Raw genomic sequence first — 26,338 nt, forward strand, 5'->3', positions numbered from 1 at the left:
CTGCTTCTCCTCGTCGGGGATCTTCAGGCCATCGAGCGCGCGACGCTGCTGTTCCAGGATCAGATCGCTGCCCTTCGTACCGGGCGCGGCGATCGTGACGAGCGCCCTGATGTTCTTGGAGCGCGACGCGGCGATCAGGCCGACAGAACCGCCCTCGCTGTGACCGACGACGACGATGCGTTTCGGATCCACGTCAGGCTGTTTGCGCAGCCACTGCACCACGCTCACCACATCGTCTGCGTAGTCGGCGATGCCTGCTGATTCGGCCCGGCCTCCGCTCTGACCCACACCGCGCTTGTCGTAGCGCACCACGAGCCATCCCGCGTCGGCGAGATGCCCCGCGAGCTGGCCCATCACAGGTACGCCGTATGCGATGCTGTCGCGATCGACGTTGCCCGACCCGCCGACGAGGATGATCGCCGGCAGGCGCTCGACGTTCTTGTCCTTCTTGCCCGCAGCCACCTTGCCCGCCGGACGCGACACGGTGGCCCCGAGGTTGAAGCCGAGCGCGGGAATGAGCAGCGCCTGATCGTTCTCCCGGTACTCCTTCACCTCGCGCGTGAAGACGCTGGTGAGGTCGTCGCGCACCACGTCGACGTTCGCGGCGGGAATCGAGTAGCGAACCAGTCGCCCCGTCGCCTTCTCGGCCCACAGGAGCAGCACGAGCGGCGTGCCGTTGTTGTCGATGTCGACGGCGTGCCTGCGCACCTCGTACATGCCGTCGGCCGTCTGCATGCGCTCGTCGGCAACGGCAGAAAGCGTTCCCTTGATCTGACCCTGCGGCGCGACGTACAGGGAGAGTGCCGCTCCGGGCTGGAGGCCGATCACGCGGAACGCCAGGCCCTGCGCCGCGGCGAACACGTTGTTGGGCAGGAAGATCGCATCGGCCGCGATGTCGTGCGCCACCTCCGACGTCGTCTCGCCCTGCAGAATCCTGCTGACGCCGCGCCCGCCCGAGACCGTCGTCTCGATGATGAGCGGCTGATCCTTCACGATGGCCTCGGTGCGCAGCCGCACCGGCGCGCCCGTCGAGTCGTACACGAGCTCGGCGCTCCGCAGCACGAACCCGCCTCCCGTCATGCCGCCGGAGGATCTGACCGTCGTTCCCGAGGCTTCGCGCAGAACCGCGACCTCCTCCGCTCCCACGCTGCGACCCTGCACGACGATGCGGAACGTGGCATTCCAGATGTCGTCGGCAGGGGGTTGCGCGCGGCCGGGCAGCGCCGCGGTCACCGACAGGAGGAGGACGATGAGGCACGTACAATGGCGAAGGACTATGGCCATCTGCTCAGCATAACAGTGCCCGAATGACCATGACCTTCGACGAGGAGTACCGCGCCCTGCACGCTGCCGCCGTGTGGGCCGATCGATCCGGATGCGATGCGCGCATCGACGTGAGCGGGCCTGATGCGACCGACTGGTTGCAGGGTCTGCTGACGCAGGACATGAAGGCGCTCCAGCCAGGCCAGGGCGCCGAAGCGGCATACCTCACGCCGCAGGGACGCATGATCGCGCACCTCGTCGCGCTCCGGCGCGCGGCGTCGTTCCTGCTCGAAGTCCCAGCATCGATCAGCGAGACGGTCCGCACGCGGCTCGATCAGTTCGTGATCACGGAGGACGTCGCGATTCAGGACGTTTCGGCGTCGTTGGGCTGCCTGACGGTGCTCGGACCACGAGCGAGTGCGACAGTCGCGCAGGTCACCGGTCTGGACGCCACGACGCTCGACACGCTGACCGAGTACGCCCACGTTGCGACGGAAGGCGATGCCGCGCTCGTGGTCGCGACGCGCGAGTTCGGCGTACCCGGCTTCGACCTGCTCGCGGATCCGGCGACGCTCGCGGGATGGCGTGCGGCGGCGGATGCCGCTGGCGTGCGCGAGGCGGAGGCCGGCCTGCTCCATACGGCGCGCATCGAGGCGGGCAGGCCGCGCTTCGGCGTCGACATGCACGAAGACACGATCCCGCTCGAGGCCGGTCTCGAATCGCGGGCGATCGGCTTCGACAAGGGGTGCTACGTGGGGCAGGAGGTGGTCATCCGCATCCTGCACCGCGGGCAGGGCCGCGTGGCGCGTCGTCTCGTGTGGGTCGAGCACACGCCGTGCGGGCCGGAACGCCAGGTGTGGGAGCCGGGGACCGAGGTCAGGCTCGGCGACAAGATCGTGGGCAAGGTGGGGAGCGCGTGCTGGTCACCCTCGCGCGGAGGCCTCCTCTGTATCGCGATGGTGCATCGCGACGCGTTCGCGCCCGGCACTGTCGTCACCATCGACGGACTCGACGCGACCGTCAGGGCCCTCCCCTGATGCGCTCCATCATCGTCAGTGCGGCCGTCGTCGAGAGGGACGGGACGTTCCTGCTGACGCGTCGTGCGAAGGATTCGCACCTCGGTGGGAAGTGGGAGTTCCCGGGTGGAAAGGTCGAACCCGGGGAGAGCGTCGAGGACGCGCTCGTGCGCGAGATCGGCGAGGAGCTCGCGTGTGCCGCGACGATAGGGCAGCACCTCCTTACCACTCGACACGCCTACGAAGAGGTCCACGTCGAGCTGCACTTCTTCACTGTGACGATCGATGGCGAGCCGGTGCCGCAGCTCGGGCAGGAGATGCGCTGGGTGCCGAGGCAGGAACTCGGAGTGCTGCCATTGCCCGAGGCGGACGCAGACCTCGTGGCGCTGCTCACCGCGTAGAGAGACACCCCTTGCCGGTAGAGGCCCAGCGCAGGGGCACCCCGTGTGGGTGCCCGTCACCCGGCAGGCCGAGACGTGATGTGGACGCAGTGCCGGCGCATGGGGCACGTCGTGCAGAGCGGCTTGCGTGCCGTACACACGGTGGCGCCGAAATCCATGAGCGCCTGGTTGAAGTCGAAGACGTGCTTGTGAGGCAACACCGTGCGAGACACCGCCCACAGGTGTTTGCGCATGGCGTGCGACTTCGGATCGCCCGTGCCGACGAAGACGCGGAAGAGCACGCGCGCCACGTTGGTGTCGAGGATCGCTGCGCGCTTGCCGAACGCGAAGCTCATGACGGCGCCGGCCGTATAGGCGCCGATGCCCTTGAAGGAGAGCAGCGTCTCTTCGTCGGACGGCAGCTGGCCACCGTACTGCGTCACCGCTTCGCGGGCGATCGATTGCAGCCGCCGCGGCCTGATGTTGTAGCCGAGCGGACGCCACGTCTGCACGACGTCGTGCTCGGGCGCCGAAGCGAGCGCCTCGAACGACGGATACTTCTCCAGCCATTCGAGATACTTGGGCAGCACGCGATCCACCTGCGTCTGCTGGAGCATGATCTCGGAGACAAGGATGTGGTACGGGTCGCCGGTCCGCCGCCAGGGAAGGTCGCGGCCCTGCGCGCGGTACCACGTCAGCAACTGCGTCCTGAATCGTCGTCGGGCCGGCGGCGATGGCGTGTCGAGCATGCGAGGCAGTGAAACCCGACACATGATGCCCCATGACGAGAGCTACGCGCGGTGCCAGGCGATTGCGGCCGCGCACTACGAGAACTTCCCCGTGGCGTCGCGCCTCGTGCCGGCGCGGATGCGGCCGCACATCGCCGCCGTGTACGCCTTCGCGCGCGCGGCAGACGATTTCGCCGACGAGGGGCGGGCAGGCGAACAGGAGCGCCTGGCGTGGCTCGAGGCGTGGCGCGGCCTGCGCGAGGCTGGTGCTGGCACCGCGCCGATGGCACCAGCTGTCGGGCACGTGTCTGCCGCCGACGTGCGGGCGACGTTCGTCGCCGTGCACGACACCATCGCGCGCTGCGGTCTCGATCCGGCACTGTTGGACGACCTCGTGTCCGCTTTCGCGCAGGACGTGACCACCACGCGCTACGACACGTGGCGCGCCGTGCTCGACTACTGCCGGCGATCGGCCAATCCGGTGGGCCGCCTGGTGCTCGGTATCGCCGGCGTCCGCGACGCCGACGCCCTGCGCCAGTCCGACGCCGTGTGTACGGCGCTCCAGTTGACCAACTTCTGGCAGGACCTTGGCGACGACTGGCGCGTGCGCCAGCGGTTGTACGTGCCTGCCGACGTCATGGCCCGTCACGGCGCGACGACGGCCGCGCTCGATGCCGGTGTCCCCGACCCCGCCTGGCGTGAGGTGCTCGACGACCTCGGCGAGAAGACGATGGCGTTGTTTGCGGAGGGCAGGCCCGTATCCGAGGCGGTGCGCGGGCGATTGCGGTACGAACTGCGAGCCACATGGCTTGGCGGCACCACGATCCTGCGCCGCACGCTCGACGTCCGCCGCCGCTCGCTCGACGAGCGCCCCGCCCTGTCGCGCGGCGACCTCCTCCGTATCGCCATCGCCGCCTGTCTCCGGACGCCATGAACGGGCCCCACCCGTCCTCTGCGCGCGCTGAGGGCGACGCATGCGTCGCCCCGCGTGTCCGGAGACGTGCCTGCGGCCTCCGCTCGGGCCACGCCCGCGGGCTAGAATCAGGCGGTCCGTGGGTCGCGACACGAATTTCGCCTACTCGTTCCTCGCTCTTGCGCCCGATCGCCGGATGGCGATCACGGCCGTGTGGGACGTGTGTCGTGCGATAGACGATGAGGTGGACGAGCACGAGGAGCGGCCTCTCGCGGAGCGTCGCGCGGGGCTCGAGCGTTGGCGCGCGGAGATTGCCGCGTGTTTCGACGGCGGTGAGCCTCTCACGTCGCAGGGGCGCGCGCTGCAAGCGGTGACCCGACAATTTCCCCTGCCACGACACGCCTTCGAGGAACTGATCGATGGGTGCGCGATGGACCTCGTGCCGACGCGGTTCGCATCGTTCCCCGAGCTCCGCGTGTACTGCTACAAGGTGGCGTCCACCGTCGGCCTCATCTGCATCGAGATTTTCGGCTACGACAACCCGAAGACGCGCGAGTACGCCGAGCAGCTCGGGCTCGCGCTCCAGCTCACGAACATCCTGCGCGACGTGCCCTCGGACCTCGCGCGCGGCCGGCTGTACCTGCCGCTCGACGAGCTTGCGGCCCACGGCGTCACCGAAGAGGATCTTCGCGAAGGGCGACTCACGCCGGCGATTGCGTCGTTGTTCGAGCGGCAGGCCACCCGCGCGCGAGATCAGTTCGCGAGGGCCGAAGCGGCGCTCCCGCCCGAGGACGCGCGTGGTCTGGTCGCCGCGCGCATCATGGGCGCGATCTACAGGGAATTGCTGAATCGCATCGCGGCCTGCGGGTACGACGTGTTCTCGAGCCGCGTGCGCGTGCCGCGCTTCCACAAGGCGAGGCTCGCGCTCGCCACGTGGCTGCGCACCGTCCTCTCGTCGCCGGCGTCCGCAGGAGTCGGCGTCGCGAAATGACATCGCCTGATGCGATCGTGATCGGCGCGGGCTGCGCGGGGCTGTCGGCGGCGTGCGCGCTGGCCGCCCGCGGCGCCCGCGTGCTGGTGCTCGAAGCGCGAGGGCAACTCGGGGGGCGCGCGACGGCGTTCCTCGATCGCGAATCGGGCGAGTACGTGGACAACGGCCAGCACGTCCTGCTCGGCTGCTATCACCAGACCAAGCACTACCTGGCGCGCGTTGGCGCGTCAGACGCGGTGCAGTTCCAGAAGCAGCTCGCGTTCACCTGTGTCGATGCGCATGGCGCGCTGTCGCGGCTCGAGTGTCCCGACTGGCGCCCGCCGCTGCACCTGGCGGGCGGGCTCCTGCGCTGGCGCGCGCTGGGCTGGGGCGACAGGCTCGCGGCCACGCGGATCAGGAGAGGCCTGGCTGCGGCGCGGCGTGCCGTCACGCATGGCGCGCCGCCACCGGTGCTTCCGGGTGAGACCGTGGGCGCATGGCTGGCGCGGCACCGACAGACGCCGCGCCTTGTGGCGTTGCTGTGGGAGCCGCTGGCCGTTGCGGCGTTGAACCAGTCGGTGGCCGAGGCGCAAGCCGCGCCGTTTGTGCGGATCCTCGGGCAGATCTTCAGCGACGACCCGTCTGATGCCGCGCTCGGCATGCCCACGCGGCCGTTGCACGAGGTGTTCGGCGAACCGGCTCGCGCATTCATCGAGGCGCGCGGCGGCCAGGTGAAGCTCGACGCCCTCGCCCGCGTGGTGGTGGCCGGCGACCGCGTCGGCTACGTCGACACGCGAGGCACCTCGATCAGGGCCGCGACGGTCATCGTCGCCGTGCCGTGGTTCAGCCTGCCGGCCGTGTTCCGGGGCAGCGAGCAGGGCGCGCTGCGCGGGTTGCTGGAGAGCGAGGCCGCGCGTGCCTCGTCATCGATCGTCTCGGTGAACCTGTGGCTGGAGCGGGCGGCGCTGCCGTCGCCGCTCGTGGGCCTGCCCCAACGGACCTTCCAGTGGATGTTCGACAAGCGCTGGGCGTTCGGCGAGTCGGCGAACCATTTCACGCTCGTGGCCAGTGGTGCCGACGCCGTCCTGCGGCGTACCAACGAGGAACTCGCCGACCTCGCGCTGCGGGAGGCCACCGACGCACTGCCGGAGTTGCGACAGGCGAAAGTTCAGCGTATCCGCGTGGTTCGCGAGCCGAACGCGACGTTCTCGCTGGCGGCGGGCCAACCGTCGCGACCTGCCTCGCATACGTCGGTGCAGGGGTTGCTGCTCGCGGGCGACTGGACCGATACGGGCCTCCCCGCGACGATCGAAGGGGCCATCGCCTCGGGTCATGCGGCCGCCGCTGCCGTGGCCTGAGGTCCACGCGCTACAATTCCCGGCGGGCCCGTCGTTCTTCGCCCCCAGTTCCTCACGTTCCAGGTACCTTCATGACCGCGACCATCACACCGACGTCCGAGATCCACGCGCTGCTTGGCGCCGACGCCGAAGCTCTCCTCACATACGAGGCCAAGGGCTTCCCGAAGGACACGCTGCACCTGCCGGGTCCCGACTACATCGACCGCGTCTTCGCGCACACGGACCGATCGCCGAGCGTGCTGCGCAACTACGCGCAGATCCTGAACACGGGCCGCCTGGCCGGCACCGGCTACGTCTCGATCTTCCCCGTCGACCAGGGCGTGGAGCACTCCGCGGGCTCGAGCTTCGCGCTCAACCCCCTGTATTTCGACCCCGAGAACATCGTGAAGCTGGCGTACGAGGGCGGCTGCAACTGCGTCACCTCCACGCTCGGTGTGCTCGGGTCGGTGGCGCGCAAGTGGGCGCACAAGATCCCGTTCATGGTGAAGTTGAACCACAACGAGTTCCTGAGCTACCCGAACCGCTACGACCAGGTGATGTTCGCCACCGTCGAGCAGGCATTCGAGATGGGCGCGATCGCGGTGGGCGCCACCGTGTACTTCGGGTCGGAGGAGTCGACGCGGCAGATCCAGGAAGTGAGCGCGGCGTTCGCGCGCGCACACGAACTCGGGATGCTGACGGTGCTCTGGTGCTACACGCGCAACCCGGCGTTCAAGACCAAGGACGTGGATTACCACGTATCGGCCGACCTCTCGAGTCAGGCCAACCACCTCGGCGTGACGATCGAGGCCGACATCATCAAGCAGAAGATGCCGGAGAACAACGGCGGCTACAACGCGCTGAAGTTCGGCAAGACGCACCCGAAGGTCTACAGCGATCTGATTCCGGGCGATCACCCGATCGAGATGACGCGCTACCAGCTCGCCAACTGCTACATGGGCCGTATCGGCCTCATCAACTCGGGCGGCGCGAGCACGGCCAACGACTTCGCCGAGTCGGCGAGGACTGCGGTGATCAACAAGCGCGCGGGCGGCATGGGGCTGATCCTCGGCCGTCGCGCCTTCCAGCGCCCGTTCGCCGACGGCGTCAGGCTGCTCAACCTGCTCCAGGACGTGTACCTGGACAAGGCGATCACGATCGCCTGATTCTGCCGGTTTTCCGGCGCGTGCCCTGAGCGAGTGAAGCGAGTCGACGGGGGCTCTGTATCCGGTTGCCCGTTGCCCGTTGCCGAGACGTTCTGCCATGTCCATCCTGAAAGTCGCCCGCATGGGCCATCCGGTGCTCCGCGCGCGCGCGCGGGCGCTCGATCCGTCGGAAGTGCGGGCGGCGGTGATGCAGAAGTTCATCGACGACATGATGGACACCATGCTCGAGTACGAGGGCATCGGTCTGGCAGCACCGCAGGTCCATGAAGGCGTGCGCCTGTTTGTCGCCGGTCTTGACGATGGGCAGGGCAAGCTGCGCGTGACGCCGTTCGTCAACCCGGTGATCACGCCGCTGTCTGACGCGACGGCCGAGGACTGGGAGGGTTGCCTCAGCATCCCCGACATCCGCGGCCGCGTGCCCCGGCACGCGCACATCCGCATCGACGCCCTCGATCGCAAGGGCAAGCCGTTCCAGATGGAGCTGCGCGACTTCCAGGCCCGCGTCGTCCAGCACGAGACCGATCACCTCGACGGCGTGCTGTTCTTCGATCGCATGTCGACGTTCGGGTCGCTGACGTTCCTCGAGGAGTACTCGCGCTACCACCGCAGCCCGGGCGCCGACGAGGAGGACGAGTAAGCCATGGCCTACCATGCCGAGGTCCTGCTCGACAGCGTCAACCCGGCGGGTCAGCGGCTGACGACGTTCGTGCTGCGGTTCCCGCGGTTCGTGCTGTCGGAGTTCAACACGCACCGCATGTTCTCGCGCAACGCGTCGAGCTCGCGCGCGATTCCCACGACGAAGCTGATGCAGCAGCTCCGCGAGGACCCCGTCCTGCCGGTGGAATGGGGACGCAACCAGGCGGGGATGCAGGCGCGCGAAGTACTCGATGCCGCCGCCGCGTCGGCCGCCGAAGCCGAGTGGCTTGCCGCGCGTGACGCGGCGCTCGCGCACGCCGATCGACTCCGCGCCATCGGTGCGCACAAGCAGATCGTCAATCGCGTGCTCGAGCCGTGGATGTGGACGAGCGTGATCGTGTCGTCCACCACGTACGACAACTTCTTCACGCTGCGCTGCCATCCCGACGCGCAACCCGAGATCAAGCGCCTCGCCGACATGATGCGCGAGCGCTTCGCGGCGTCGACGCCCGTTCCTCACGCGTCCGGCGAATGGCACCTGCCGTTCATCGGACCTGACGACGAGGTGCTCGCGATCGAGGAGCGCAAGCAGGTGTCGGTGGCGCGCTGCGCGCGCGTCAGCTACCTGACGCACGTCGGCACGCGCGACATCGACGCCGACATGCGGCTCTATCGCCAGTTGCTCGACGCCGGACACTGGTCGCCGTTCGAGCATGTTGCCGTTGCGGCGGGCGATGACGCGCGCTTCAACAATTTCAGCGGCTGGCAGGCATATCGCCACCAGATGGAGCAGGCGCGCACGCTCGTGCTGGGCGAGGTGGCTCCCGCGTGAGCACGCGGTCGCCCGGGTTCTCGACCAGCCTTCGCGTGCGATGGGCCGACTGCGACGCGTTCGGTCACCTCAACAACGCCAGCTACCTCTCGTATTTCGAGGAGGCACGCCTCGACTACTGGAACGCCGTCGTCCCCGACATCCCGTTTCCGGGGATGGCGCTCGTCCACGCGTCGGTCGATTTCAAGGGACAGGCGTACCCGGGCGACATGCTGACCATTGCTGCGGCGATCACCGAGTTGAAGACAACGAGCTTCTGGGTGTCGTACGAGGTCAGGCGTGGCGATACCGTCGTGGCCGTGGGCCGGACGGCGCAGCTGTTCTTCGACTACGCGAACCAGACGCCCACGCCGATTCCAGACGACTTCCGTGCGCGCATCGCCGCGTACGAGGGGATTGCGGCCGGCGGACCCGGTCGCGAGCCGTGACGCGCATGACACAGGACATCCAGCCAGGCGAGATCGGGTGGGTCGACCTCACCGTCGACAACGCGACGCAGGTGCGTGACTTCTACAGGGCCGTTGTCGGGTGGGAGTATCGCGACGTGCAGATGGAAGGCGGCTACGCCGACTACGCGATGACCAACCTCGAAGGCCGCGACGTGACGGGCATCTGTCATGCGAGGGGCATCAACGAGGGCGTTCCGGCGCAATGGCTCGTGTATTTCACGGTGCTGGATCTGCAGTTCGCCGTCGACGAGACCGTGGCGCGTGGCGGGGCGGTGCTCCGCGGACCGACGGACATGGAGGTGGGCCGATTCGCCGTGATCCGCGACCCGGCCGGGGCCGTGTGCGCCCTGTTCCAGGCCCCGTCAGGCACGCCGGAAAAAACTCCTTGACGGCCTTGTGAAAGATTTCACATAATGCGTCTCAAGCTGAGGGTCGACGGGCATCCGTTCCAAACACCTTCAAGCCCATCCGGGAAGCGACCTCTTCCGGAAGGGATGGTGAGCCTTCGTAGTTCAGGCCCGCCTGGTCAAGTACTTCCTCGTAATAATCCTCCATACAGTGCCTGGCGCCCTCAGCTGCTCTTCCTCGCGCCAGCTCCATCAGCACGCAACCATCGCAGGACACTGAACCGCACGACGCGGACGTGATCGATGCGCTACACGCGGCTGACGGCTCCACACGATTCACCATTCGCCCAGGGCTCCGTGCACGCGTACCTCGTACACGGTGCCGTGCCCACGCTCGTCGACGCGCCGTCTGCGACGCCCGCGTTCCTGGACGAGATCGCCGATGCGCTCACGGCAGCCGGCGACGGTCCGCTCCGGCAGGTGATCGTCACGCACGGCCATCCGGATCACATCGACGGTGCGGCGGGTATCCACGCGCGCTGGCCGCAGGCGGTCTTCCGCAAGCGCGCGCCGCTGCCTGTTGCCGATGCGATCGCCTGGCAGGTGGTGGAGAAGGAGCCGATGCTCGCCGTTGGCGACACGCAGATGTGGATGATCGCCACGCCGGGACACGCGCCCGATCATGCGTGCCTGTTCGACGTGCACGAAGGCATCCTGATTGGTGGAGATATCGCGATGAATGGCAGCACCATGGCCATCCCGGCCGACCATGGCGGCAGCCTGCGCCAGTACATGGCGTCGCTGCACGCCGTACTGGACCTGCAGCCGCGCGTCATCCTGCCCGGCCACGGTGAGCCCATCCTGCAACCCGCGGCGTTGCTACGTGGCTACATCTCGCACAGGATCGCGCGCGAGCGACAGGTGCTCGAGTGCCTCGCAGCGGGGATTGCGTCGACCGATGCGATCGTCGACACGCTGTATGCTGGCCTCGCCGACACCCTGAGACCCGCCGCGCGACAGAACGCGATCGCTCACCTTCGCAAGCTCGAAGAGGACGGCCGCGTGGCGTGTGCGGGCGATGACTGGCACCTCCGGAGCGCCTGATGCTGCTGTATCGCACCCCGCAGGGACTCGTCCTGGTCACGGGCGGACGCTCGCTGTCCCTGCCCACGCTCACGTTCGACGCGCTGCTCCAGGATCCCGATCCGTTCGCGCGGCTCGCATTGCTTGCGACAGACGCCGCTGAAGTCGACGGCGCGACGCCGCAGGTGATGCTCGCGCCGATCGGATCGCAGGACGTGTGGGCGGCCGGCGTCACGTATTACAGGAGCCGCGACGCGAGGATGGACGAGGCGCGCGAGAGCGGAGCCGCGACGTTCTACGACCGCGTCTACGAAGCCGAGAGGCCCGAGCTGTTCTTCAAGAGCACGGCGTCCCGCGTGGTGGGGCCCGGCGGCGTGGTGCGCGTGCGCCGCGACTCGACGTGGTCGGTGCCGGAACCTGAGCTCGTGCTGGTGATCAACGCCGCCGGCACCGTGATCGGGTACACCGTCGGCAACGACATGAGCGCGCGCGACATCGAGGGCGAGAATCCGCTGTACCTGCCGCAGGCCAAGATGTACGACGGCAGCTGCGCCATCGGTCCGGCGGTGCTCGTCACGCCGCGTCCGCTGGACGCGAGTACCGCGATCGGGCTCCGCATCACGCGTGACGGTCGCGTCGCGTTCGACGGCGAGACGACGACAGGACGGATCAAGCGCGGCTTCGCCGAACTGGTGGGCTGGCTCCGGCGCGAGACGACGTTTTCAGTGGGCGTCTACCTGTTCACCGGCACGGGCATCGTGCCGCCCGACGACTTCACGCTCGCCAGCGGCGACGAGATCGCCATCACGATCGACGGCATCGGCACCTTGGTCAACGTCGTGGAGTGACGGGCCGCGGGGAGGATGCCAGGCCCGTGGATCAGGCGTCGGCTGCGCGGGCGGCGCTGCCCGCACGCGTGGTGGTGATCAACGCTTCCATGTGGCCCAGGTATCGTTCGAGCGCCACGCGGCCGGCGCGCGTCAGGACGTACTCGCTGCGCGGCAGGCGCCCTTCGAAGGTCTTCGTGCAGGCGATGTAGCCCGCGTCCTCGAGCTTGCGCGCGTGCACGCTGAGGTTGCCGTCGGTGGTGCGCAGCAGGATCTTCAGGTCGTTGAACGACAGCTTTTCCTGCACCGCGAGCGTGCTCACGATCGCCAGGCGCAGGCGCTCGTGAATCAGCTTGTCGAGGTTCAACGGAGACGAAGGGTCGGCATGTGAATCGATCGACCGCACTCGCGGTCGAAAACCACGCAACCGGCCCACAGGCACATCGTCCTGTGTCCTGAGACGTTCTGTCATGGGCATCCGGCGGAAACGCCCGCCGCCTGCATCGTACGCTGCTGTCGCATCCGCATACAATCACCCGTATGGCCGGCAACCCGAAGGGCTACGCCAACCCAGACCTCCTGATCGAGGCCGACGACCTGGCCGCCGCGCTCGACGGCCCTGACGCGCCGCTCGTGCTGGATCTGCGTCCTGCCGAGGCGTATGCCGCGGGTCACGTGCCGACGGCCGTCCATCTCGACCTCTTCGGCATCAGCCTGATCGACACCGACCCCGCGCCCCTGCGCGCGTTCCTCTGGATCCTGGAGCACCTGCTCGCATCACGCGGTGTCTCTGCCGACCGTCCCGTCGTGGTGTACGACGAGCACTCTGGCATGCGCGCGGCGCGTGCGTTCTGGGCACTGGAATACTTCGGGCACACGCAGACGCGCCTGTTCGACGGCGGTTTCGGGGCGTGGCGGGCGGGCGGTCATTCCGTGAGCCTGGAACCCGTGTCGCCGAAGTCGACCACGTGGACGGGTGTGCCCGTGGACGACAGGATGGCCTCGTATCGCGACGTGCTGGCACGACTCGATGCCGCCGACGCCGTGGTCCTCGACACGCGCTCCGACGGCGAGTATCACGGCACGCTGGTGCGCGCTGCGCGTGGCGGTCGCGTCCCTGGCGCCGTGCACGTCGAGTGGACCACCAACCTCCGCCCCGACGGCTCGTTCAAGAGCGCCGACCAACTGCGCGCGATGTACGAACCCGCAGGCGTGACGCCGGACAAGGAAGTGTTCACGTACTGCCAGGGCGGCTACCGCGCCGCACACGGTTACCTGGCGCTCCGTCTCCTGGGCTACCCTCGCGTCCGTAACTACGTCGGATCCTGGAAGGAATGGGGCGACCGCCTCGAACTCCCTGTGGAGGTCGACTGAAGACCATGGCCATGAATCGAGTTCTCGACTACATCCAGACGCACCGCGATCAGTACATCGATCAACTGAAGGGATTCCTCGCGATCCCCAGCATCAGCGCGTTGCCGGCACACGCGGGAGACGTGCGCCAGTGCGCGGAATGGTGCGTGACGGAGTTGAATCGCATCGGTCTTCGCAACGTCGCGCTGCACGAGACGCCGGGCCACCCGATCGTCTACGGCGAATGGCTCGGCGCACCTGGCGCACCGACGATGCTGTTCTACGGGCACTACGACGTGCAGCCCGTGGATCCGGTGGATCTGTGGGAGTCGCCGCCCTTCGAGCCGACCGTACGTGAAGGCGCCATCTACGCGAGAGGATCCGCCGACGACAAGGGGCAGATCTTCATGCACCTCAAGGCCATCGAGGCCACGCTGTCGCAGGCGGGTGCACTGCCCATCAACGTGAAGGTGATGCTCGAAGGGGAAGAGGAAGTCGGCAGCGCCAATCTCGATACCTTCATCGCCGCCAACAGGGATCTGCTCGCGGCAGACGTCGTGGTGATCTCCGACTCGCCGATGTTCGATCGCGACGTGCCATCGATCTGTTACGGGTTGCGCGGTCTCGCGTACTTCCAGATCGACGTGCGCGGCAGCAGCACCGATCTGCACTCGGGATCGTACGGAGGCGCCGTCGCCAATCCGGCTATCGTGCTCGCACAACTGCTCGCGCAGATGAAGGACAAGAGCGGCAAGATCAGGATCCCGGGGTTCTACGACGCCGTCGTCGACGTTACCGCCGCCGAGAAGAAGGAGTTCGCGAAGCTCCCGTTCAACGAGAAGCGGTGGGCGCGCGAGATCGGCCTGTCGAAGCCGTCAGGCGAGAGCGGCTACTCCACGCTCGAACGCAAGTGGGCGCGGCCGACGTTCGAGATCAACGGGCTGCTCGCCGGCTTCACGGGCGAAGGCGCCAAGACCGTCATCCCCGCCACGGCGATGGCCAAGGTCAGCATGCGCCTCGTGCCCAATCAGGATCCGCAGACCATCGGCAAGCTGTTCGAAGACTACGTGAAGAAGCTTGCGCCGAAGACCGTCGAGGTCACCGTCACGCACATGCACGGTGGCAAGCCCTGGACGACCGGGTTCGACAACGCGTGGGTGCAGGCGGCGGGCCGTGCGATCGAGAAGGGGTTCGGCCGTCCGCCGGTGTTCGTCCGCGAAGGGGGATCGATCCCCGTGGTGTCGACGTTCCAGGACGTGCTCGGCCTGCCGAGCGTGTTGTTCGGCATCGGCCTGCCCGGCGAGAACGCGCACGCGCCGAACGAGTGGCTCGACCTCTCCAACTTCCACAACGGCGTGTTGGCGTCCGCTTACCTGTACCAGGAACTGGCGGGGGTAGAGCGGTAGGACATCACCGGGACACCGGCAGCGTGATGTGACTTGCGCGGCCGGTCTGGCGGTACACGGTGTGTGTGGCCGCCACGAAGTCGGACGGCTTCGCGTTCGGGATGTCCGTGAACGTCTGCGGGTTCCTGTCGATCATCGGCAGCCACGAGCTCTGCACGTGGACCACGATGCGGTGACCCTTGCGGAACGTGTGCGCCACGTCGGGGAGGTCGAAGCGGACCTCGTCAGGCTGACCGGGCGTGAAGGGGACCGGTGATTCGAACGATCGCCGGTACTTGCCGCGGAACGGCTCGCCCCGTACGAGGATCTGCGCACCTTCGCCGGTCTGGTCGAGGACCTTCACCACGAAGTCGGCGTCGGTTCCCGTGGTCGAGACGTGCAGCGACACGCCGATCGGTCCGAGCACCGTGACGTCCTCGGTGAGCACGGGACTGCGATAGGTCAGTACGTCGGCGCGCCTGCCGGCGAACGTCTGGTCGGACGCCATGTAGTCGCGCGGCATCCCGATCGCCTCGACGCCGACCAGCGGCACGGGCTGCGCGGGGTCGCTCACGTACGCGTCGTACGCGCTGGTGGCTGCCGGTGCGTCGACGCCGAGTCCGCGATCGGCGGCGAAGTAGTACGCGCGCGGTATCGTTTCCACCGGCCATGCGTCGGATGAACGCCACCTGTTCGTGCCCGTCTCGAAAATCGACACCCCTGCGACGGCGGGGACCGCATCGTCTCGCAACGACCGTGCGAAGAAGCGATGCTCGATCTCCTTCCTGTAGTGCTCGGACGTGGCCTGTCCGAACACCATCTCGCCGGTCCTGGTGCCGTCGCCGCGCGCCCATCCGCCGTGCGTCCACGGACCCATCACGAGGTGACTCTCCGTGGCAGGACTCTGTGATCGCAGCGTCCTGAACGCCAGCAGCGGGCCGGCGAGATCCTCGGCGTCGTACCAGCCGCCGACGATGAGCACCGCCGGCGTGACGTTGCGCAGGTGACGCCAGATCGAGCGGGCCTTCCAGAACTCGTCGTACGTCGTGTGCGCGTGGTTCTGCATCCAGTACGGGTTCTTGTCGAGCCCGTACCGCCGGCTCAGCTCCATCAGCGATCCCGCATCCCTGTAGAACGCGTAGCCGTCGCGCGTACCGTAGTCGAACGGCTTGCCGCGTTCCGGTGTCACCGGCTGCGGTCCGCGCGGGAGGAAGTTCACATAGAACGAGAAGTTGTGCGCGAGCAGGAACGCGCCGTTGTGGTACGCGTCGTCGCCGAGGTAATAGTCGGTGACAGGGCCCTGCGGCGAGACGGCCTTCAACGCCGGATGCGCGTCGATGAGCGCCGCCAGCGCGTAGAAGCCGGGATACGAGATGCCCCACATTCCCACGCGCCCGTTGTTGCACGGCACGTGCGTCACCAGCCAGTCGATGGTGTCGTACGCGTCGGAGGCCTCGTCGGTCTGTCGTCCCGTCTTGCCCGGCACGTACGGCCGCACTTCCTCCCATTCACCCTCGGAGAGATATCGTCCGCGCACGTCCTGATACGCGACGATCCACGGTTGGTCGGCGAACTCTCGCGAAGGACCGACCGTCTGCGGGTACGTGTCCGTGCCGTAAGGGCTCGTGCTGTAGGGTGTGCGCTGAAGCAGGATGGGCGCTCCACCCTCCGGGCACGTGCGCGGCGAATAGACGGCGGTATGGAGCCGTACGCCATCGCGCATCGGCACGAGGTGCTCGCTCTTCGCGTGCGTCGCGCGCGCGTCTCGCGCAGGGGTTGCAGGCTGTGCCTGCAGTGAGAGCGACGAGACGGCAACGAGCAGGACGAACAGGGACCGGAGAGTCACCGCTGAAGCATGCCACAGCGTACCGACCGCCTGTCGCGCCATGGCGGCCGGGCCCGGAGGGCCGGCCGTGCCACCGCTTTCTCTATCGCGCCCTGATCACGACCACCGTCTGATCGTCATGTTGCGGGGCGCTGCCGGCATGCTCGGCGGCGGCGGCGTTGATGGCCTGCACGATGCCTTCGACAGGCGTTGCGGCGTTGGCGAGCGACGTGAACAGGTCGACGAGGCGCGTCTCGCCGAACTCTTCCTGATCGTCGCCCTGGCCTTCGACGATCCCGTCGGTGACGAGCAGGAAGACGTCGCCCGGTGCATAGGGAATCTGGCGTTCTTCGAGCTCCGACTCGAACAGCGTGCTCGACGACAGGCCGAGGCCCAGGCCGCGAGGCAGCCAGCGCCTCACCCGAGCCGTCTCCGCTTCGTAGTGGTACAGCGGCAGGTGGCCGGCGCGCGCGATGGTGATCGTCCTCGCTGTCGTGTCGAAGAAGACACCGAGCGCCGTCACGAAGGAGCGGCGTTCCATGTCTCGTCCGAGCAGCGCGTTGGTGCGGACGAAGAGCTGACGCGGCGTGAGACCGAAGCCGTGCAGCGACCTGACGACACCCTGCAGCTTCGACATGTAGAGCGCGGCGGACGTCCCCTTGCCGCTCACGTCGCCGATCATCACGGTGAGGTGGCCCTCGCTGCTCTCGAGGTAGTCGAAGTAGTCGCCGCCGACTTCCTGCGCCGGGATCGACATCCCGAACACCTCGAGCCCCGCGACCGTCGGCGCGTGCTGCGGGAGCGACTCGAGCTGGATGCGTCGCGCGATGGCGAGTTCCTGCCGCGCGCGTTCCTGCGCGGCGAGGTTCTCGTACAGGAACGCGTTCTCCACGAGCAGGCTCGCCTGGCTCGCGATCACGCCGAGGAGCGCCGAATCGTCGGCGTTGTAGGCCGCCTCGGACAGCTTCTCGCCGATGAAGATCACGCCGCGCAACTCGTCGTGGCCACCGATCGGATAGAGGTGGTGGATCTGCGCGCGCCTCAACGCAAGTCGGAGCCGCGGCGGTGCGTACTCCGCGTCGAGTTCGGCACCGCGCGCCGCGCGCAGCACCTGCACGGCCTCCTCGGCGCACGTCCCGCAGAACGCCGCCCAGTCCTCGGGCTCGAAGCCCACTGACCGTTTCGAGCTCACGAGGCGCGGGCCCTGCACGAACACGAGCCCCGCGCGCTTGAGCGGCATCAGACGATCGATCACGGTGAGCACGCCGTCGGCGAGGCCGTCGAGATCGAGCCGCGGCCCCATGATCTCGCCGAGCTCGCGCGTGGCGCGGCGATAGTCATGCCCCTCCTGGTAGTACTGCTCGGCCAGGAACCGGTGCCCGCGCTTGAGGAGCGATCGGAAGGCATACGCGAACACCACCGCCGCCGCGATGAGCACGCCCTTCTCGACGAGTGCGCGGCGAGCCGGATCGACCGGCGTGGGCAGTACTTCGATGGCCTCGCTCGTGAGCCGCACGTTGGGCAGGGACAGTTCGAGGTGCATCATCCGCCACCAGAACCACAGGCCCGCCCCCACGACCAGCAGCGTCCACGCCGAACTGACGAGCAGGTACTGCACGTTGCGGCGCACGCGCAGGTCCAGTTCGAGCAGGTGATAGCGCCCGATGACGAGCAGGTACACCACCAGGACCGCGAGGTACACGAGCGCGTTCAGCCCCTGCGCCACGGACGCCGGAGCGATCCCCAGCGAGAGCCCCATCAGTCTGCCGAGGACACCCACGACGATCGGGCCGATCATGAAGCCCACGGCGAGGCTCGTGGCGATGGACGTCGGTCGCGAGATCTGCCGGTCTTCCGGACTGTAGCTCCGGTGCGTACCCGCCGACGCAATCGCGGCGTACGACACCATGATGATCGCCGTCGCGTACGGCACGCCGTCGATGTTGCTGGGCCGTCCCCATATGAGGGCGAGCCCCACGACGGCCAGCAGGATCGCGAGCACGTAGCCGCCGGTGATGGCCCAGCGTCGACGCACGAGGCCCGGCCGCTCGCGCGGGAAGTACCGCATCGAGTGCAGCCAGAACGCCACGCCGAGGCCGGCGGCACACGAGAGCAGGAAGTCCGACGTGAACAGGTACCAGGTCGGCAGCGTCCGCCTCGGACGGTTCAACGCGACGGCGATCGTGTACCCCGTCCCCATCCACGCGAGCCCGAGGTAGTACGCCGCCTTGATGTGTGTCCTGTACGTCGCCAGCAGCGTCCCGCCCACGATGTAGAGCAGGCCGACGATCGCCAGCAGCAGCGCTGCGATGCCGATCCCGAACGCCGACAGTCGCACCTCGAGGGTCAGCGGCTCGCCGTTGCGCAGGACTTCGTACTCGCTCACGCGGCCCACGTGCGATGCGCGCATCAGGCGGTCGGCGTCGAGGTCGTTCGCGAAGCCCTGGCCGTTGATCCGCGTGATCACGTCGCCGGGCAGCATGCCGGCGCGATCCGACGCGCCCCCTGGCGTCACCTGCGTGACGACCACGGTCTTGCTGATCGATCGCACGGCATCCATGAAACCGGCGGCCGGCACGATCACCGAGACCAGCCTGCGCGTGCTCGCGCGATACGCCGTGACTTCCACGCGGTCCTGGCCGGCGATCCGCTCGCGCGCCTCGTCGGTACCCGACAACATGCGCCTGTTGATCTCGGCGAGGATGTCGCCGGGTTCGAGCGACTCGACGGGCTCCACGCCGTCGATGAACCCCGCGACAAGCGCGAACGTCTCGCTGCGCTGCGGTCCGCGCTCACCCGCGACGTGCTCGACGACGTAGACGGCCGAGAGCGGATTGATGAAGACGTTCTCGTCGGTGGCCGATCGGCCGACGACGAACAGGTTCATCGCCGCGAGCACGGCAAGACACACGCCCAGCGCGGCCACGGCGGCGCGCAGCAGCGCACGCGGACGGCTGATCGTGGTCGGTGTCACGGACGTCAGGGCCTCACCGTGGCGTGGGCGCGGCGGGCTGACCCGGGCGGGGCGGGGCGAACGGCAGGACGTCCGGCATCACCCGCACGCCCGTCGAGAAAGCCATCGGTGCCGGTCCACCTGCGTCGAACGTCACTTCGATGAACCCGGCCCGGTAGCCCTTGCCAGGCGCCTCGACACGGGCGCGATAGGTGCCGTCGGCATCCGGCTGCAGGTCGGTCGACGTCCAGACGGGACCGAGCGACTCGATCCGGAAGTCGCGCGCCGACGGATTCACAGCCTGCCAGAACAGCACCTTCTTCGGTCTGGCCGTGGAAGTGAGTTCGAGTGACCCGTCGGCGCCGGCTTTCCAATCGAACGTGGGCCTCGGTGTACCTGACACGACCGACGCGTAGAAGGCGAGGATGTCCTCGGCGACGCTGGAGTCCTTGAGCGAGTGGTCGGTGTTCGGCAGGTATCGGAGGTACTTCTCGCCCGGCAGTTCGCCGTAGTAGAACTGCCACGAGTCGGGCAGGAAGAACTGATCGCCGCTCGCGTTGACGATGTACTTCGGGATCGAGAGCCGGCTGCGATAGGAATACGGGTCCTCGATCGCGAGCAGCGCGTCGAAACGCGGCGCGCTCAGGCGGTCCATGATGCCGTGCGTCACGTAGTCGCCCACGGCTGGCGCCCAGAAGCCGTACGCGCGGTAGTGGTGCGTCATCGAGGTCCGCACATTCAGCACGTCGATCACCGCCGGCATGATCGCCACGACGCGGCTGTCCACCGCTGCCGTGGTCCATGTCGTCCAGCCGCGCTTGGACGCACCGGCGACAACGAACTTCGTGATGGCGCGCCGGCCGCCTTCCTGCGACTGCGCGAAGGCCTGCACGGTGTCCATCGCGCGCACCGCGGCCTTGGTCATCGGCAGGCGCGCGAGCCAGCCATCGTCGGCGCCGTCGAGAAACCTGCGCCAGCCATACGCGATGAGGTCGTCTTCCTTGCGCGCCACGCCATCGTTGAAGAAGGTGAGCGGCTGGTTCGGCACCATGCGCAGCTCGGTCACGATCGTCTTCGTGCGCGTGGCGAGCGCCGCCAGCATCCCGTCGGTCTTCGGCAGCGCCGTGCGATCGTTGGCCCCGCCGCCGATGAAGAGGAGCGACGTGTCGCTCTCCACCTGCTCTGGCCGCAGCACCGTGAGGTAGTGTTTCCACTCCGTGCGGTCCACTTCACCCTGCGCGCGCCATGTCTGCGACGTCATCTCGATCGTCGTGACGACGAGCGGGCCTTCCTGGCGCGTGGCGACGACCTGCCAGCGGTACGCGGGATCCGGTGTGGCGACGTAGCGATCGAGTGCGGTGGCCGCGGCGTCGGACGCAGGAACGCGCAGCGGCTGCGCGCCAACGGACACACCGTGGGCGAGCAGCCCGACGACGAGGGCAACGGGCAGCAGACGGATGGACATCGACGGGGACCCTTTCAGTCGGGAGTGGCAGGCAGTGTATCAAGCCATCGCGACAGCGTGTCGGCCACGCGCGCGTACACGTCTGCCTGCTTCGCGTCGCGGACGCGGACCTCGAAGCCGTGCCCGCCGTGCGGCACCTCGACCACCTCGGGCCGTGCGCCGGCGGCGGCGAAGGCCTGCCTGATCTCGTCTGGCCCGCCGAAGGGGTCGCGCGTTCCCTGCACGACGAGCAGCGGCACGCGGACCGCCGAGAGGTGCGCCACGCGAAGCTGGTCCGGCTTGCCCGGCGGGTGGAGCGGGTAGCCCAGCGCGACGCACCCGCGCACCGCGCGCGGCGCATCGCCTTCGGCCAGCACCATCGTGGCCATCCGGCCGCCCATGGACTTGCCGCCGATGGCGAGCAGTTCGGCGGGGAAGCGCGCTGCCACGCCGGCCACCACTGCGCGCCAGGCGTCGAGCAGGACAGGCGTCCGGTCGGGCACCTTGCGCCCCGAAAACATGTAAGGAAAGTCGAACGTGATGACGCGCGTCCCGCGGGTGGCGAGGTCGCCGGCCCGCGCGCGCATCCAGGGATGTCCCTGTCCGGCGCCCGCCCCGTGCGCGAGGATCAGCGTGTGCCGTGCGTCGGCCGCCTCGTACACCGTCGCCCGCAGCGCTCCCGCCGGCCCGGGAATCGTGAAATCAGTCACCGAGCCATTGTGCATCGCCGGTGGGCGGTGCCGGCGGGCCTGCCGCGCCGTAGCGCGCAAGCGCGAAGGCGGGCGATGATGGCTTCATGCGAGATCGACGTGAATTCCTGAGCTTGATGGTGGCCATGGCTGCCGTCCCGACAGTGGTGGGAGCGCAGGAGGGGACTGTCTCCACGGTGACAGGCGACGTGCCGGTGCGCGACCTTGGCATGGTGCTCATGCACGAGCACGTCATGGTCGACTTCATCGGCGCCGACAAGGTGAGCCGGAGCCGCTACGACGCCGACGCCGTCGTGCGTGCCGCGCTGCCGCACCTGCAGCGGGCGAAGGAACTGGGCTGCCGCACGCTGGTGGAGTGCACGCCGGCGTTCCTCGGCCGCAACGTGGCGCTGTTACGGCGGCTGTCGGAGGAGTCGGGACTGCGCATCATCTCGAACACGGGTTACTACGGCGCGGCTGGCGACAAGCACCTGCCAGCGCACGCGTTCAAGGACTCGGCGCAGCAGATTGCGCAGCGCTGGATAGACGAGCGGCGGCGCGGCATCGACGGCACCGACGTGCTCCCGGGGTTCATGAAGATCGGCGTCGACGCGGGGCCGCTGTCCGAGGTGGACCGCAAGCTGGTCGAGGCGGCTGGCCTGACGCACAAGGCGACGGGGTTGCCGATCGCCTCGCATACGCCTGGCGCCGAGGCCGCGCACCAGTCGCTCGACGTCCTGGCGTCGCAGGGCGTGCCGCTCGACGCGTTCATCTGGGTGCACGCGCAGGACGAGGGCGATGACGAACAGGTGCGTCGCGCGGCCGAGCGTGGGGCGTGGGTGGAATTGGACGGTATCGCGCCGGACTCCGTGGATCGCCACGTGCAGCGCGTGAAGATGATGGCCGACGCCGGACATCTCGGCCGGGTCCTCGTGTCGCAGGACGCCGGCTGGTACCACGTTGGCGAAGAGGGCGGCGGGACATTCCGCCCGTACGACACGCTCTTCACCGAGTTCGTGCCGGCGCTGCGCGCGGCACTCGGCGACGCGGCTGTCTCGCAGGTCCTCGTCACCAACCCCGCCCACGCCCTCGCGCGCAGGGGATAGGGGTTGCGTGGCGCCCGACGGGGGGCCGGTCCTCCGAGCCCGGCCGCAGCGTTCGGTCGCGGCCATCGGACATGCTCTGCATGGACGAGTGGAATCTCAGCTCACGTGTCAGCGCCAGGTTACTGGAGTCTGACGCGGGTTTCGTCGGCGCGCTGGATCGGCTGGCCCAGTCAGATTCGCCTGACGGCAACTGACCCTCTACATGTGGAGGCACGCCTGGTGGGTGTCCGGTCCGACGGACGATTCCGCCGGCCTCCCGGAGGCGCGCCAGCCGTTGTCGGGGCGGCATATGCGTCGCCCTTGCGGACCGTAGCCCGCTGTGTGGCAATGTGCTTTGTTGTTTGAAGTGTCCTGGCAGATGAGCCGGGCGGATCCGTTCAGCCGGATCGATGCCATCCAACGAATCGGATCGACGACTCCGCTGGCGCCCGTGGCATGGCCTGAACGCGCAGGATTTCGCCTCCAGCACGGCTTCGTCGTGCTGGCAGGAAGGTTGCTGTGTGACCACCGCATCGGTCCGGTTCAACCCGGCAGGCATCCGGTCGGTCCCGGGCCTGCCCCGCGCGCGGCGAAGCAGTCCTGTCGTGATGGCGACAGGTGTCGCGAGCGGTCCCGGGCCGTATGCAGGACCGAGCTCACGGCGCGTCTTGGCGTCGTGGCTCCTTGAACATTCAGGAGGAACCGGATGAGAGGCAACTTGCTCGCCTTCGTGGCGACGCTGTGCATGATGTTTGGAGCAGGTTCGGCGATGGCGCAGGCACCAACCGGCGACATCGTGGGTCGCGTGGTGGACTCGTCCGGCGCCGTCCTGCCGGGCGTGGCGGTGAGCGCCAGCGGCGGCGCGCTACTGCAGCCGATGTCGGCCGTCACGGGCGACACGGGTACCTACCTTTTCCCTGGCCTCCAGCCGGGTCTGTACACCGTCAGGTTCGAACTCACCGGTTTCAGGACGGTGATCGTCGAACGCGTGCAGGTGAACGTCGGCGCCAGCACGACCACGAACATCACGCTCGAGGTGTCGGCGCTCGAGGAGAGTGTCACCGTCACGAGCGAGGCGCCGCTGGTCGACACGCGCAAGGCGGGTACGAAGACCAATTTCACGCAGGAACAGCTGCAGAACGTGCCGTCGGCGCGCGACCCGTGGGTGATGCTTGAGCGCACGCCCGGCATCACGATGGACCGCACGAACGTGGGCGGCAGCCAGTCGGGGCAGCAGTCGGGGTACATCTCGCGTGGCGCGACGACCACCAACAACAAGTGGCTGCTCGACGGCGTGGACATCACCGACCAGGCCGCGACGGGCGCCTCGGCGGTGTACTACGACTTCGACATGCTCGAAGAGTTGCAGATCAGCACGGGCGGCAATGACGTCACGCAGCAGACCGGCGGGGTGGGCATCAACCTGGTGACCAAGAGCGGCAGCGACCAGTTCCGCGGGTCCGGCCGCTACTACGTGACCGACGACAAGTTCGGCTCGGTCAACCTCACCGACGACCTGCGCAAGCAGGGCGCGCGTTCCGGCGCTCCGGTTCAGAGCATCAAGGACTACGGCATCGAGGGCGGCGGCCCGATCTGGCGCAGCCGCGCATGGTTCTGGGGTTCCTATTCCAAGCAGGACGTCAACGTCGGCGTGGTGAACTTCTTCAAGAAGGTCTCGGGGTGCCCGGTCAACGCCGCGGATCCGCTGGCGAACTCGATGTCGGTCGCCGACCTGAACGCCTGCCTGAACCCCGACACGACGACGCTGGACAACTACAACATCAAGGGCAGCGCGCTGCTCTTCTCGGGCAACACGTTCACCTGGCACAGCAACTTCGCCGACAAGGTCCGCAACGCTCGCGACGCGAGCGACACGCGACCGATCGAGACCACGTACATCCAGGAAGGTCCCGTGTGGACGCACAAGGCCAGCGACCGCCACGTGTTCAGCGACAGGTGGATCGCCGAGGCCGCGTGGGCGCACGTGGGTGGCGGCTTCGGGCTGCTCTTCAACCAGCCCGGCAACATCGACGTCCAGCCCCTCCAGGAGATCACGACAGGCCGCTACGAGCGTTCGTACAACCAGTCCGAGTTCAACAGGCCCGCCACGAGCATCCAGCTCACGTCCACGTACTTCAAGCCGGCGATGTGGGGCGGCGACCACGCCTTCAAGGTGGGGTACGTGTTCCGCGACACGCCGAGCGAGTCCGGCACCGTGTACGGCGGCGATGTCTTCGTCTTCGAGCGCAACGGTGTCGCCGAGCGCGCGCAGTTCTATCGCAGTTCGTCGACGGCGTACGACATGACGACGCACAGCGCCTTCATCTCGGACACGTTCACGAAGGGCAAGCTGACGTTGAGCGCGGGCATCCGCTGGGATCGTCAGGACGACTCGGCGCGCGCGTCCTCGGTGCCGGCCAATCGCCTCATCCCGCAGTGGCTGCCCGGCGTGACCTTCGATGGCGCGGATGGCGGCATCGTGTTCTCCAACTGGTCGCCGCGCCTGAACGCGGGCTACGACATCTTCGGCACGGGCCGCACCGTGGCGCGGTCGTCGTTCTCGGTGTACTACGGCCAGATTGCGCCGGGTTCGCTGTCTGCCATCCTCAACCCGCTCACGGCGGCCAGCATCACGTTCCCGTGGACCGACCTCAACCGCGACCGCGTCGTCTCGGTCAACGAGATCGACCAGACGCGCATCCTCGCCTTCAGCGGGAACTACAACCCGAACAACCCGTCCGCACTCGGCACGCCCAATTCGGTCGACACGAACACGAGGAACGACAAGACCGTCGAGTGGACCGCCACCATCGATCACCAGCTCGGCCGGCGGATGGCCGTGTCGCTCAGTTACATCTACCGGCACTACTCGGACTTCCGCTTCGACAAGCGTGTCGGCATCACCGCCGCCGACTGGACCGAGGCCACGTTCACGCCGAACTGCCCGGTGTCGGGGACGACGTGCTCGCCGCTCAGGTACTACCAGCCCAACTTCCAGATCCCGGCGGCCCAGCGCACGATGAACCGGGATGGCTACACGAGGTCGTTCAACGGCATCGAAGCCGTGTTCACCAAGCGGATGGCCAACAGGTGGATGTTCGACGGCAGCTACGCGTTCAACAGCGCGGTGGACAAGTTCGCCAGCATCGAGGGTTACAGCACGACGTCGGATCCCACCAACTACGCGATCTACAACGGTGGCCAGTACGCGCCTGAGGCCGGCGGCAGCGGCATCGACAACGTCTTCCCGAACGCCAAGCACCTCGTCAAGCTCTCGGGTGTCTATACCGCCCCGTGGGACATCAACGTCGGTGCGTTCTACAACGCGCGGCAGGGCTATATCTATCCTCGCCGCGTGCTGACGCTGCCGCGCATCAACGCGGCCGGTACGGTGAACCTGTACTACGACACGTGGGGCGACACCCGCTACGACACGCTCCAGACCATCGACCTGCGCGTCTCGAAGCGCTTCGTGTTCGGCCGTCGCAGCGTGGAAGGCAGCATGGACGTGTTCAACGTGGGTAACGTGAACACCGTGCTCACGCGCAGCCTGAACCAGACGTCGGCCAACGCCAACTTCGTGACTGGCATCGTGGCACCGCGCATCCTCCGCTTCGGCGTCCGCGTGGTGTTCTGAAGTCCCGAGCGCGGAATCGG

The 26,338-nt window shown here is 67.9% G+C and carries 23 protein-coding genes; 16 read left to right on the top strand and 7 right to left on the bottom strand.

What is annotated here, in order from left to right; all coding sequences use genetic code 11:
- The coding region (locus tag IT182_14665) for an alpha/beta fold hydrolase (protein MCC6164590.1) at window positions 1-1,284 on the bottom strand (1,284 nt) is incomplete at its 3' end.
- Window positions 1,285-1,307: 23 nt separating this feature from the next.
- On the opposite strand from IT182_14665, the gene IT182_14670 reads away from it, so the two are divergent.
- Together IT182_14670 and IT182_14675 are read left to right on the top strand one after the other, a co-directional pair.
- Complete coding sequence (locus tag IT182_14670; protein ID MCC6164591.1) at window positions 1,308-2,300, top strand: hypothetical protein; 993 nt, start codon at window positions 1,308-1,310, stop codon at window positions 2,298-2,300.
- Entirely contained in the window at window positions 2,300-2,680 is a 381-nt protein-coding gene (locus IT182_14675; protein MCC6164592.1) for a (deoxy)nucleoside triphosphate pyrophosphohydrolase, read from the top strand. The genes IT182_14670 and IT182_14675 overlap by 1 nt, the downstream gene beginning before the upstream one ends.
- 56 nt (window positions 2,681-2,736) lie before the next feature.
- Here IT182_14675 and IT182_14680 read toward each other — a convergent pair whose 3' ends face one another.
- Window positions 2,737-3,408 carry an A/G-specific adenine glycosylase gene (locus tag IT182_14680; protein ID MCC6164593.1) on the bottom strand — a complete coding sequence of 224 codons (672 nt, stop codon included), beginning with the start codon at window positions 3,406-3,408 and terminating at the stop codon, window positions 2,737-2,739.
- A 22-nt stretch (window positions 3,409-3,430) separates the two neighbouring features.
- Here IT182_14680 and hpnC point away from each other — a divergent pair, with 22 nt between their 5' ends.
- The 10 genes from hpnC (at window position 3,431) to IT182_14730 (ending at window position 11,968) form a co-directional block, all read left to right on the top strand.
- A complete protein-coding gene (hpnC, locus tag IT182_14685; GenBank protein ID MCC6164594.1) occupies window positions 3,431-4,321 on the top strand; it encodes a squalene synthase HpnC in 891 nt (296 codons plus the stop codon).
- Between the two features lie 118 nt (window positions 4,322-4,439).
- Window positions 4,440-5,291: a presqualene diphosphate synthase HpnD gene (gene hpnD / locus IT182_14690; protein ID MCC6164595.1), complete on the top strand. Its 852-nt coding sequence runs from the start codon at window positions 4,440-4,442 to the stop codon at window positions 5,289-5,291.
- Window positions 5,288-6,628 carry an FAD-dependent oxidoreductase gene (locus IT182_14695; protein MCC6164596.1) on the top strand — a complete coding sequence of 447 codons (1,341 nt, stop codon included), beginning with the start codon at window positions 5,288-5,290 and terminating at the stop codon, window positions 6,626-6,628. The genes hpnD and IT182_14695 overlap by 4 nt, the downstream gene beginning before the upstream one ends.
- A 71-nt stretch (window positions 6,629-6,699) precedes the next feature.
- Window positions 6,700-7,773 carry a class I fructose-bisphosphate aldolase gene (locus tag IT182_14700; GenBank protein MCC6164597.1) on the top strand — a complete coding sequence of 358 codons (1,074 nt, stop codon included), beginning with the start codon at window positions 6,700-6,702 and terminating at the stop codon, window positions 7,771-7,773.
- 97 nt (window positions 7,774-7,870) lie between these two features.
- Window positions 7,871-8,410 carry a peptide deformylase gene (gene def, locus IT182_14705; protein MCC6164598.1) on the top strand — a complete coding sequence of 180 codons (540 nt, stop codon included), beginning with the start codon at window positions 7,871-7,873 and terminating at the stop codon, window positions 8,408-8,410.
- Window positions 8,411-8,413: 3 nt separating this feature from the next.
- Complete coding sequence (locus IT182_14710; protein ID MCC6164599.1) at window positions 8,414-9,241, top strand: FAD-dependent thymidylate synthase; 828 nt, start codon at window positions 8,414-8,416, stop codon at window positions 9,239-9,241.
- On the top strand, window positions 9,238-9,669 hold the full coding sequence (locus IT182_14715; GenBank protein MCC6164600.1) for an acyl-CoA thioesterase: 432 nt from the start codon (window positions 9,238-9,240) through the stop codon (window positions 9,667-9,669). Before IT182_14710 ends, IT182_14715 begins: the two co-directional genes overlap by 4 nt.
- A 5-nt stretch (window positions 9,670-9,674) precedes the next feature.
- Window positions 9,675-10,079 carry a VOC family protein gene (locus tag IT182_14720; GenBank protein MCC6164601.1) on the top strand — a complete coding sequence of 135 codons (405 nt, stop codon included), beginning with the start codon at window positions 9,675-9,677 and terminating at the stop codon, window positions 10,077-10,079.
- Between the two features lie 261 nt (window positions 10,080-10,340).
- Window positions 10,341-11,141: an MBL fold metallo-hydrolase gene (locus tag IT182_14725; protein ID MCC6164602.1), complete on the top strand. Its 801-nt coding sequence runs from the start codon at window positions 10,341-10,343 to the stop codon at window positions 11,139-11,141.
- The gene (locus IT182_14730; protein ID MCC6164603.1) at window positions 11,141-11,968 is read left to right on the top strand and encodes a fumarylacetoacetate hydrolase family protein; all 828 of its coding nucleotides are present in this window, start codon (window positions 11,141-11,143) and stop codon (window positions 11,966-11,968) included. Before IT182_14725 ends, IT182_14730 begins: the two co-directional genes overlap by 1 nt.
- A gap of 31 nt (window positions 11,969-11,999) precedes the next feature.
- On the opposite strand, the gene IT182_14735 is transcribed toward IT182_14730, so the two are convergent.
- Window positions 12,000-12,419: a transcriptional regulator gene (locus IT182_14735; protein ID MCC6164604.1), complete on the bottom strand. Its 420-nt coding sequence runs from the start codon at window positions 12,417-12,419 to the stop codon at window positions 12,000-12,002.
- Window positions 12,420-12,487: 68 nt separating this feature from the next.
- Between IT182_14735 and IT182_14740 the strand changes: the two genes are divergently transcribed.
- A complete protein-coding gene (locus tag IT182_14740; GenBank protein ID MCC6164605.1) occupies window positions 12,488-13,321 on the top strand; it encodes a sulfurtransferase in 834 nt (277 codons plus the stop codon).
- A gap of 11 nt (window positions 13,322-13,332) precedes the next feature.
- Window positions 13,333-14,706, top strand: coding sequence for a dipeptidase (locus IT182_14745; GenBank protein ID MCC6164606.1), 1,374 nt, complete (start codon window positions 13,333-13,335; stop codon window positions 14,704-14,706).
- A 4-nt stretch (window positions 14,707-14,710) separates the two neighbouring features.
- Here IT182_14745 and IT182_14750 read toward each other — a convergent pair whose 3' ends face one another.
- The 4 genes from IT182_14750 to IT182_14765 form a co-directional block, all read right to left on the bottom strand.
- The gene (locus IT182_14750; protein MCC6164607.1) at window positions 14,711-16,531 is read right to left on the bottom strand and encodes a CocE/NonD family hydrolase; all 1,821 of its coding nucleotides are present in this window, start codon (window positions 16,529-16,531) and stop codon (window positions 14,711-14,713) included.
- Window positions 16,532-16,613: 82 nt separating this feature from the next.
- Window positions 16,614-19,484 (bottom strand): SpoIIE family protein phosphatase, encoded by a 2,871-nt coding sequence (locus tag IT182_14755; GenBank protein ID MCC6164608.1) that lies wholly within the window; start codon window positions 19,482-19,484, stop codon window positions 16,614-16,616.
- Between the two features lie 13 nt (window positions 19,485-19,497).
- Window positions 19,498-20,928 carry a PhoPQ-activated pathogenicity-related family protein gene (locus IT182_14760; GenBank protein MCC6164609.1) on the bottom strand — a complete coding sequence of 477 codons (1,431 nt, stop codon included), beginning with the start codon at window positions 20,926-20,928 and terminating at the stop codon, window positions 19,498-19,500.
- Between the two features lie 14 nt (window positions 20,929-20,942).
- On the bottom strand, window positions 20,943-21,617 hold the full coding sequence (locus tag IT182_14765; protein ID MCC6164610.1) for an alpha/beta fold hydrolase: 675 nt from the start codon (window positions 21,615-21,617) through the stop codon (window positions 20,943-20,945).
- An 86-nt stretch (window positions 21,618-21,703) separates the two neighbouring features.
- On the opposite strand from IT182_14765, the gene IT182_14770 reads away from it, so the two are divergent.
- Together IT182_14770 and IT182_14775 are read left to right on the top strand one after the other, a co-directional pair.
- Window positions 21,704-22,702: a phosphotriesterase gene (locus tag IT182_14770; protein ID MCC6164611.1), complete on the top strand. Its 999-nt coding sequence runs from the start codon at window positions 21,704-21,706 to the stop codon at window positions 22,700-22,702.
- Window positions 22,703-23,450: 748 nt separating this feature from the next.
- Complete coding sequence (locus IT182_14775) at window positions 23,451-26,318, top strand: TonB-dependent receptor (protein ID MCC6164612.1); 2,868 nt, start codon at window positions 23,451-23,453, stop codon at window positions 26,316-26,318.
- Window positions 26,319-26,338: the final 20 nt, after the last annotated feature.

This window comes from Acidobacteriota bacterium, from assembly GCA_020845575.1.
GTDB lineage: Bacteria > Acidobacteriota > Vicinamibacteria > Vicinamibacterales > Vicinamibacteraceae > Luteitalea.

What these genes read in the sequence shown, in the direction of transcription:
- IT182_14670 (MCC6164591.1), top strand. Translation starts at nt 1,308, where the DNA reads ATGACCATGACCTTCGACGAGGAGTACCGCGCCCTGCACGCTGCCGCC.
- IT182_14675 (MCC6164592.1), top strand. Translation starts at nt 2,300, where the DNA reads ATGCGCTCCATCATCGTCAGTGCGGCCGTCGTCGAGAGGGACGGGACG.
- IT182_14680 (MCC6164593.1), bottom strand. Translation starts at nt 3,408, where the DNA reads ATGCTCGACACGCCATCGCCGCCGGCCCGACGACGATTCAGGACGCAG.
- hpnC (MCC6164594.1), top strand. Translation starts at nt 3,431, where the DNA reads ATGATGCCCCATGACGAGAGCTACGCGCGGTGCCAGGCGATTGCGGCC.
- IT182_14695 (MCC6164596.1), top strand. Translation starts at nt 5,288, where the DNA reads ATGACATCGCCTGATGCGATCGTGATCGGCGCGGGCTGCGCGGGGCTG.
- IT182_14700 (MCC6164597.1), top strand. Translation starts at nt 6,700, where the DNA reads ATGACCGCGACCATCACACCGACGTCCGAGATCCACGCGCTGCTTGGC.
- def (MCC6164598.1), top strand. Translation starts at nt 7,871, where the DNA reads ATGTCCATCCTGAAAGTCGCCCGCATGGGCCATCCGGTGCTCCGCGCG.
- IT182_14710 (MCC6164599.1), top strand. Translation starts at nt 8,414, where the DNA reads ATGGCCTACCATGCCGAGGTCCTGCTCGACAGCGTCAACCCGGCGGGT.
- IT182_14720 (MCC6164601.1), top strand. Translation starts at nt 9,675, where the DNA reads ATGACACAGGACATCCAGCCAGGCGAGATCGGGTGGGTCGACCTCACC.
- IT182_14725 (MCC6164602.1), top strand. Translation starts at nt 10,341, where the DNA reads ATGCGCTACACGCGGCTGACGGCTCCACACGATTCACCATTCGCCCAG.
- IT182_14730 (MCC6164603.1), top strand. Translation starts at nt 11,141, where the DNA reads ATGCTGCTGTATCGCACCCCGCAGGGACTCGTCCTGGTCACGGGCGGA.
- IT182_14735 (MCC6164604.1), bottom strand. Translation starts at nt 12,419, where the DNA reads ATGACAGAACGTCTCAGGACACAGGACGATGTGCCTGTGGGCCGGTTG.
- IT182_14740 (MCC6164605.1), top strand. Translation starts at nt 12,488, where the DNA reads ATGGCCGGCAACCCGAAGGGCTACGCCAACCCAGACCTCCTGATCGAG.
- IT182_14745 (MCC6164606.1), top strand. Translation starts at nt 13,333, where the DNA reads ATGAATCGAGTTCTCGACTACATCCAGACGCACCGCGATCAGTACATC.
- IT182_14760 (MCC6164609.1), bottom strand. Translation starts at nt 20,928, where the DNA reads ATGTCCATCCGTCTGCTGCCCGTTGCCCTCGTCGTCGGGCTGCTCGCC.
- IT182_14770 (MCC6164611.1), top strand. Translation starts at nt 21,704, where the DNA reads ATGCGAGATCGACGTGAATTCCTGAGCTTGATGGTGGCCATGGCTGCC.
- IT182_14775 (MCC6164612.1), top strand. Translation starts at nt 23,451, where the DNA reads ATGGCGCAGGCACCAACCGGCGACATCGTGGGTCGCGTGGTGGACTCG.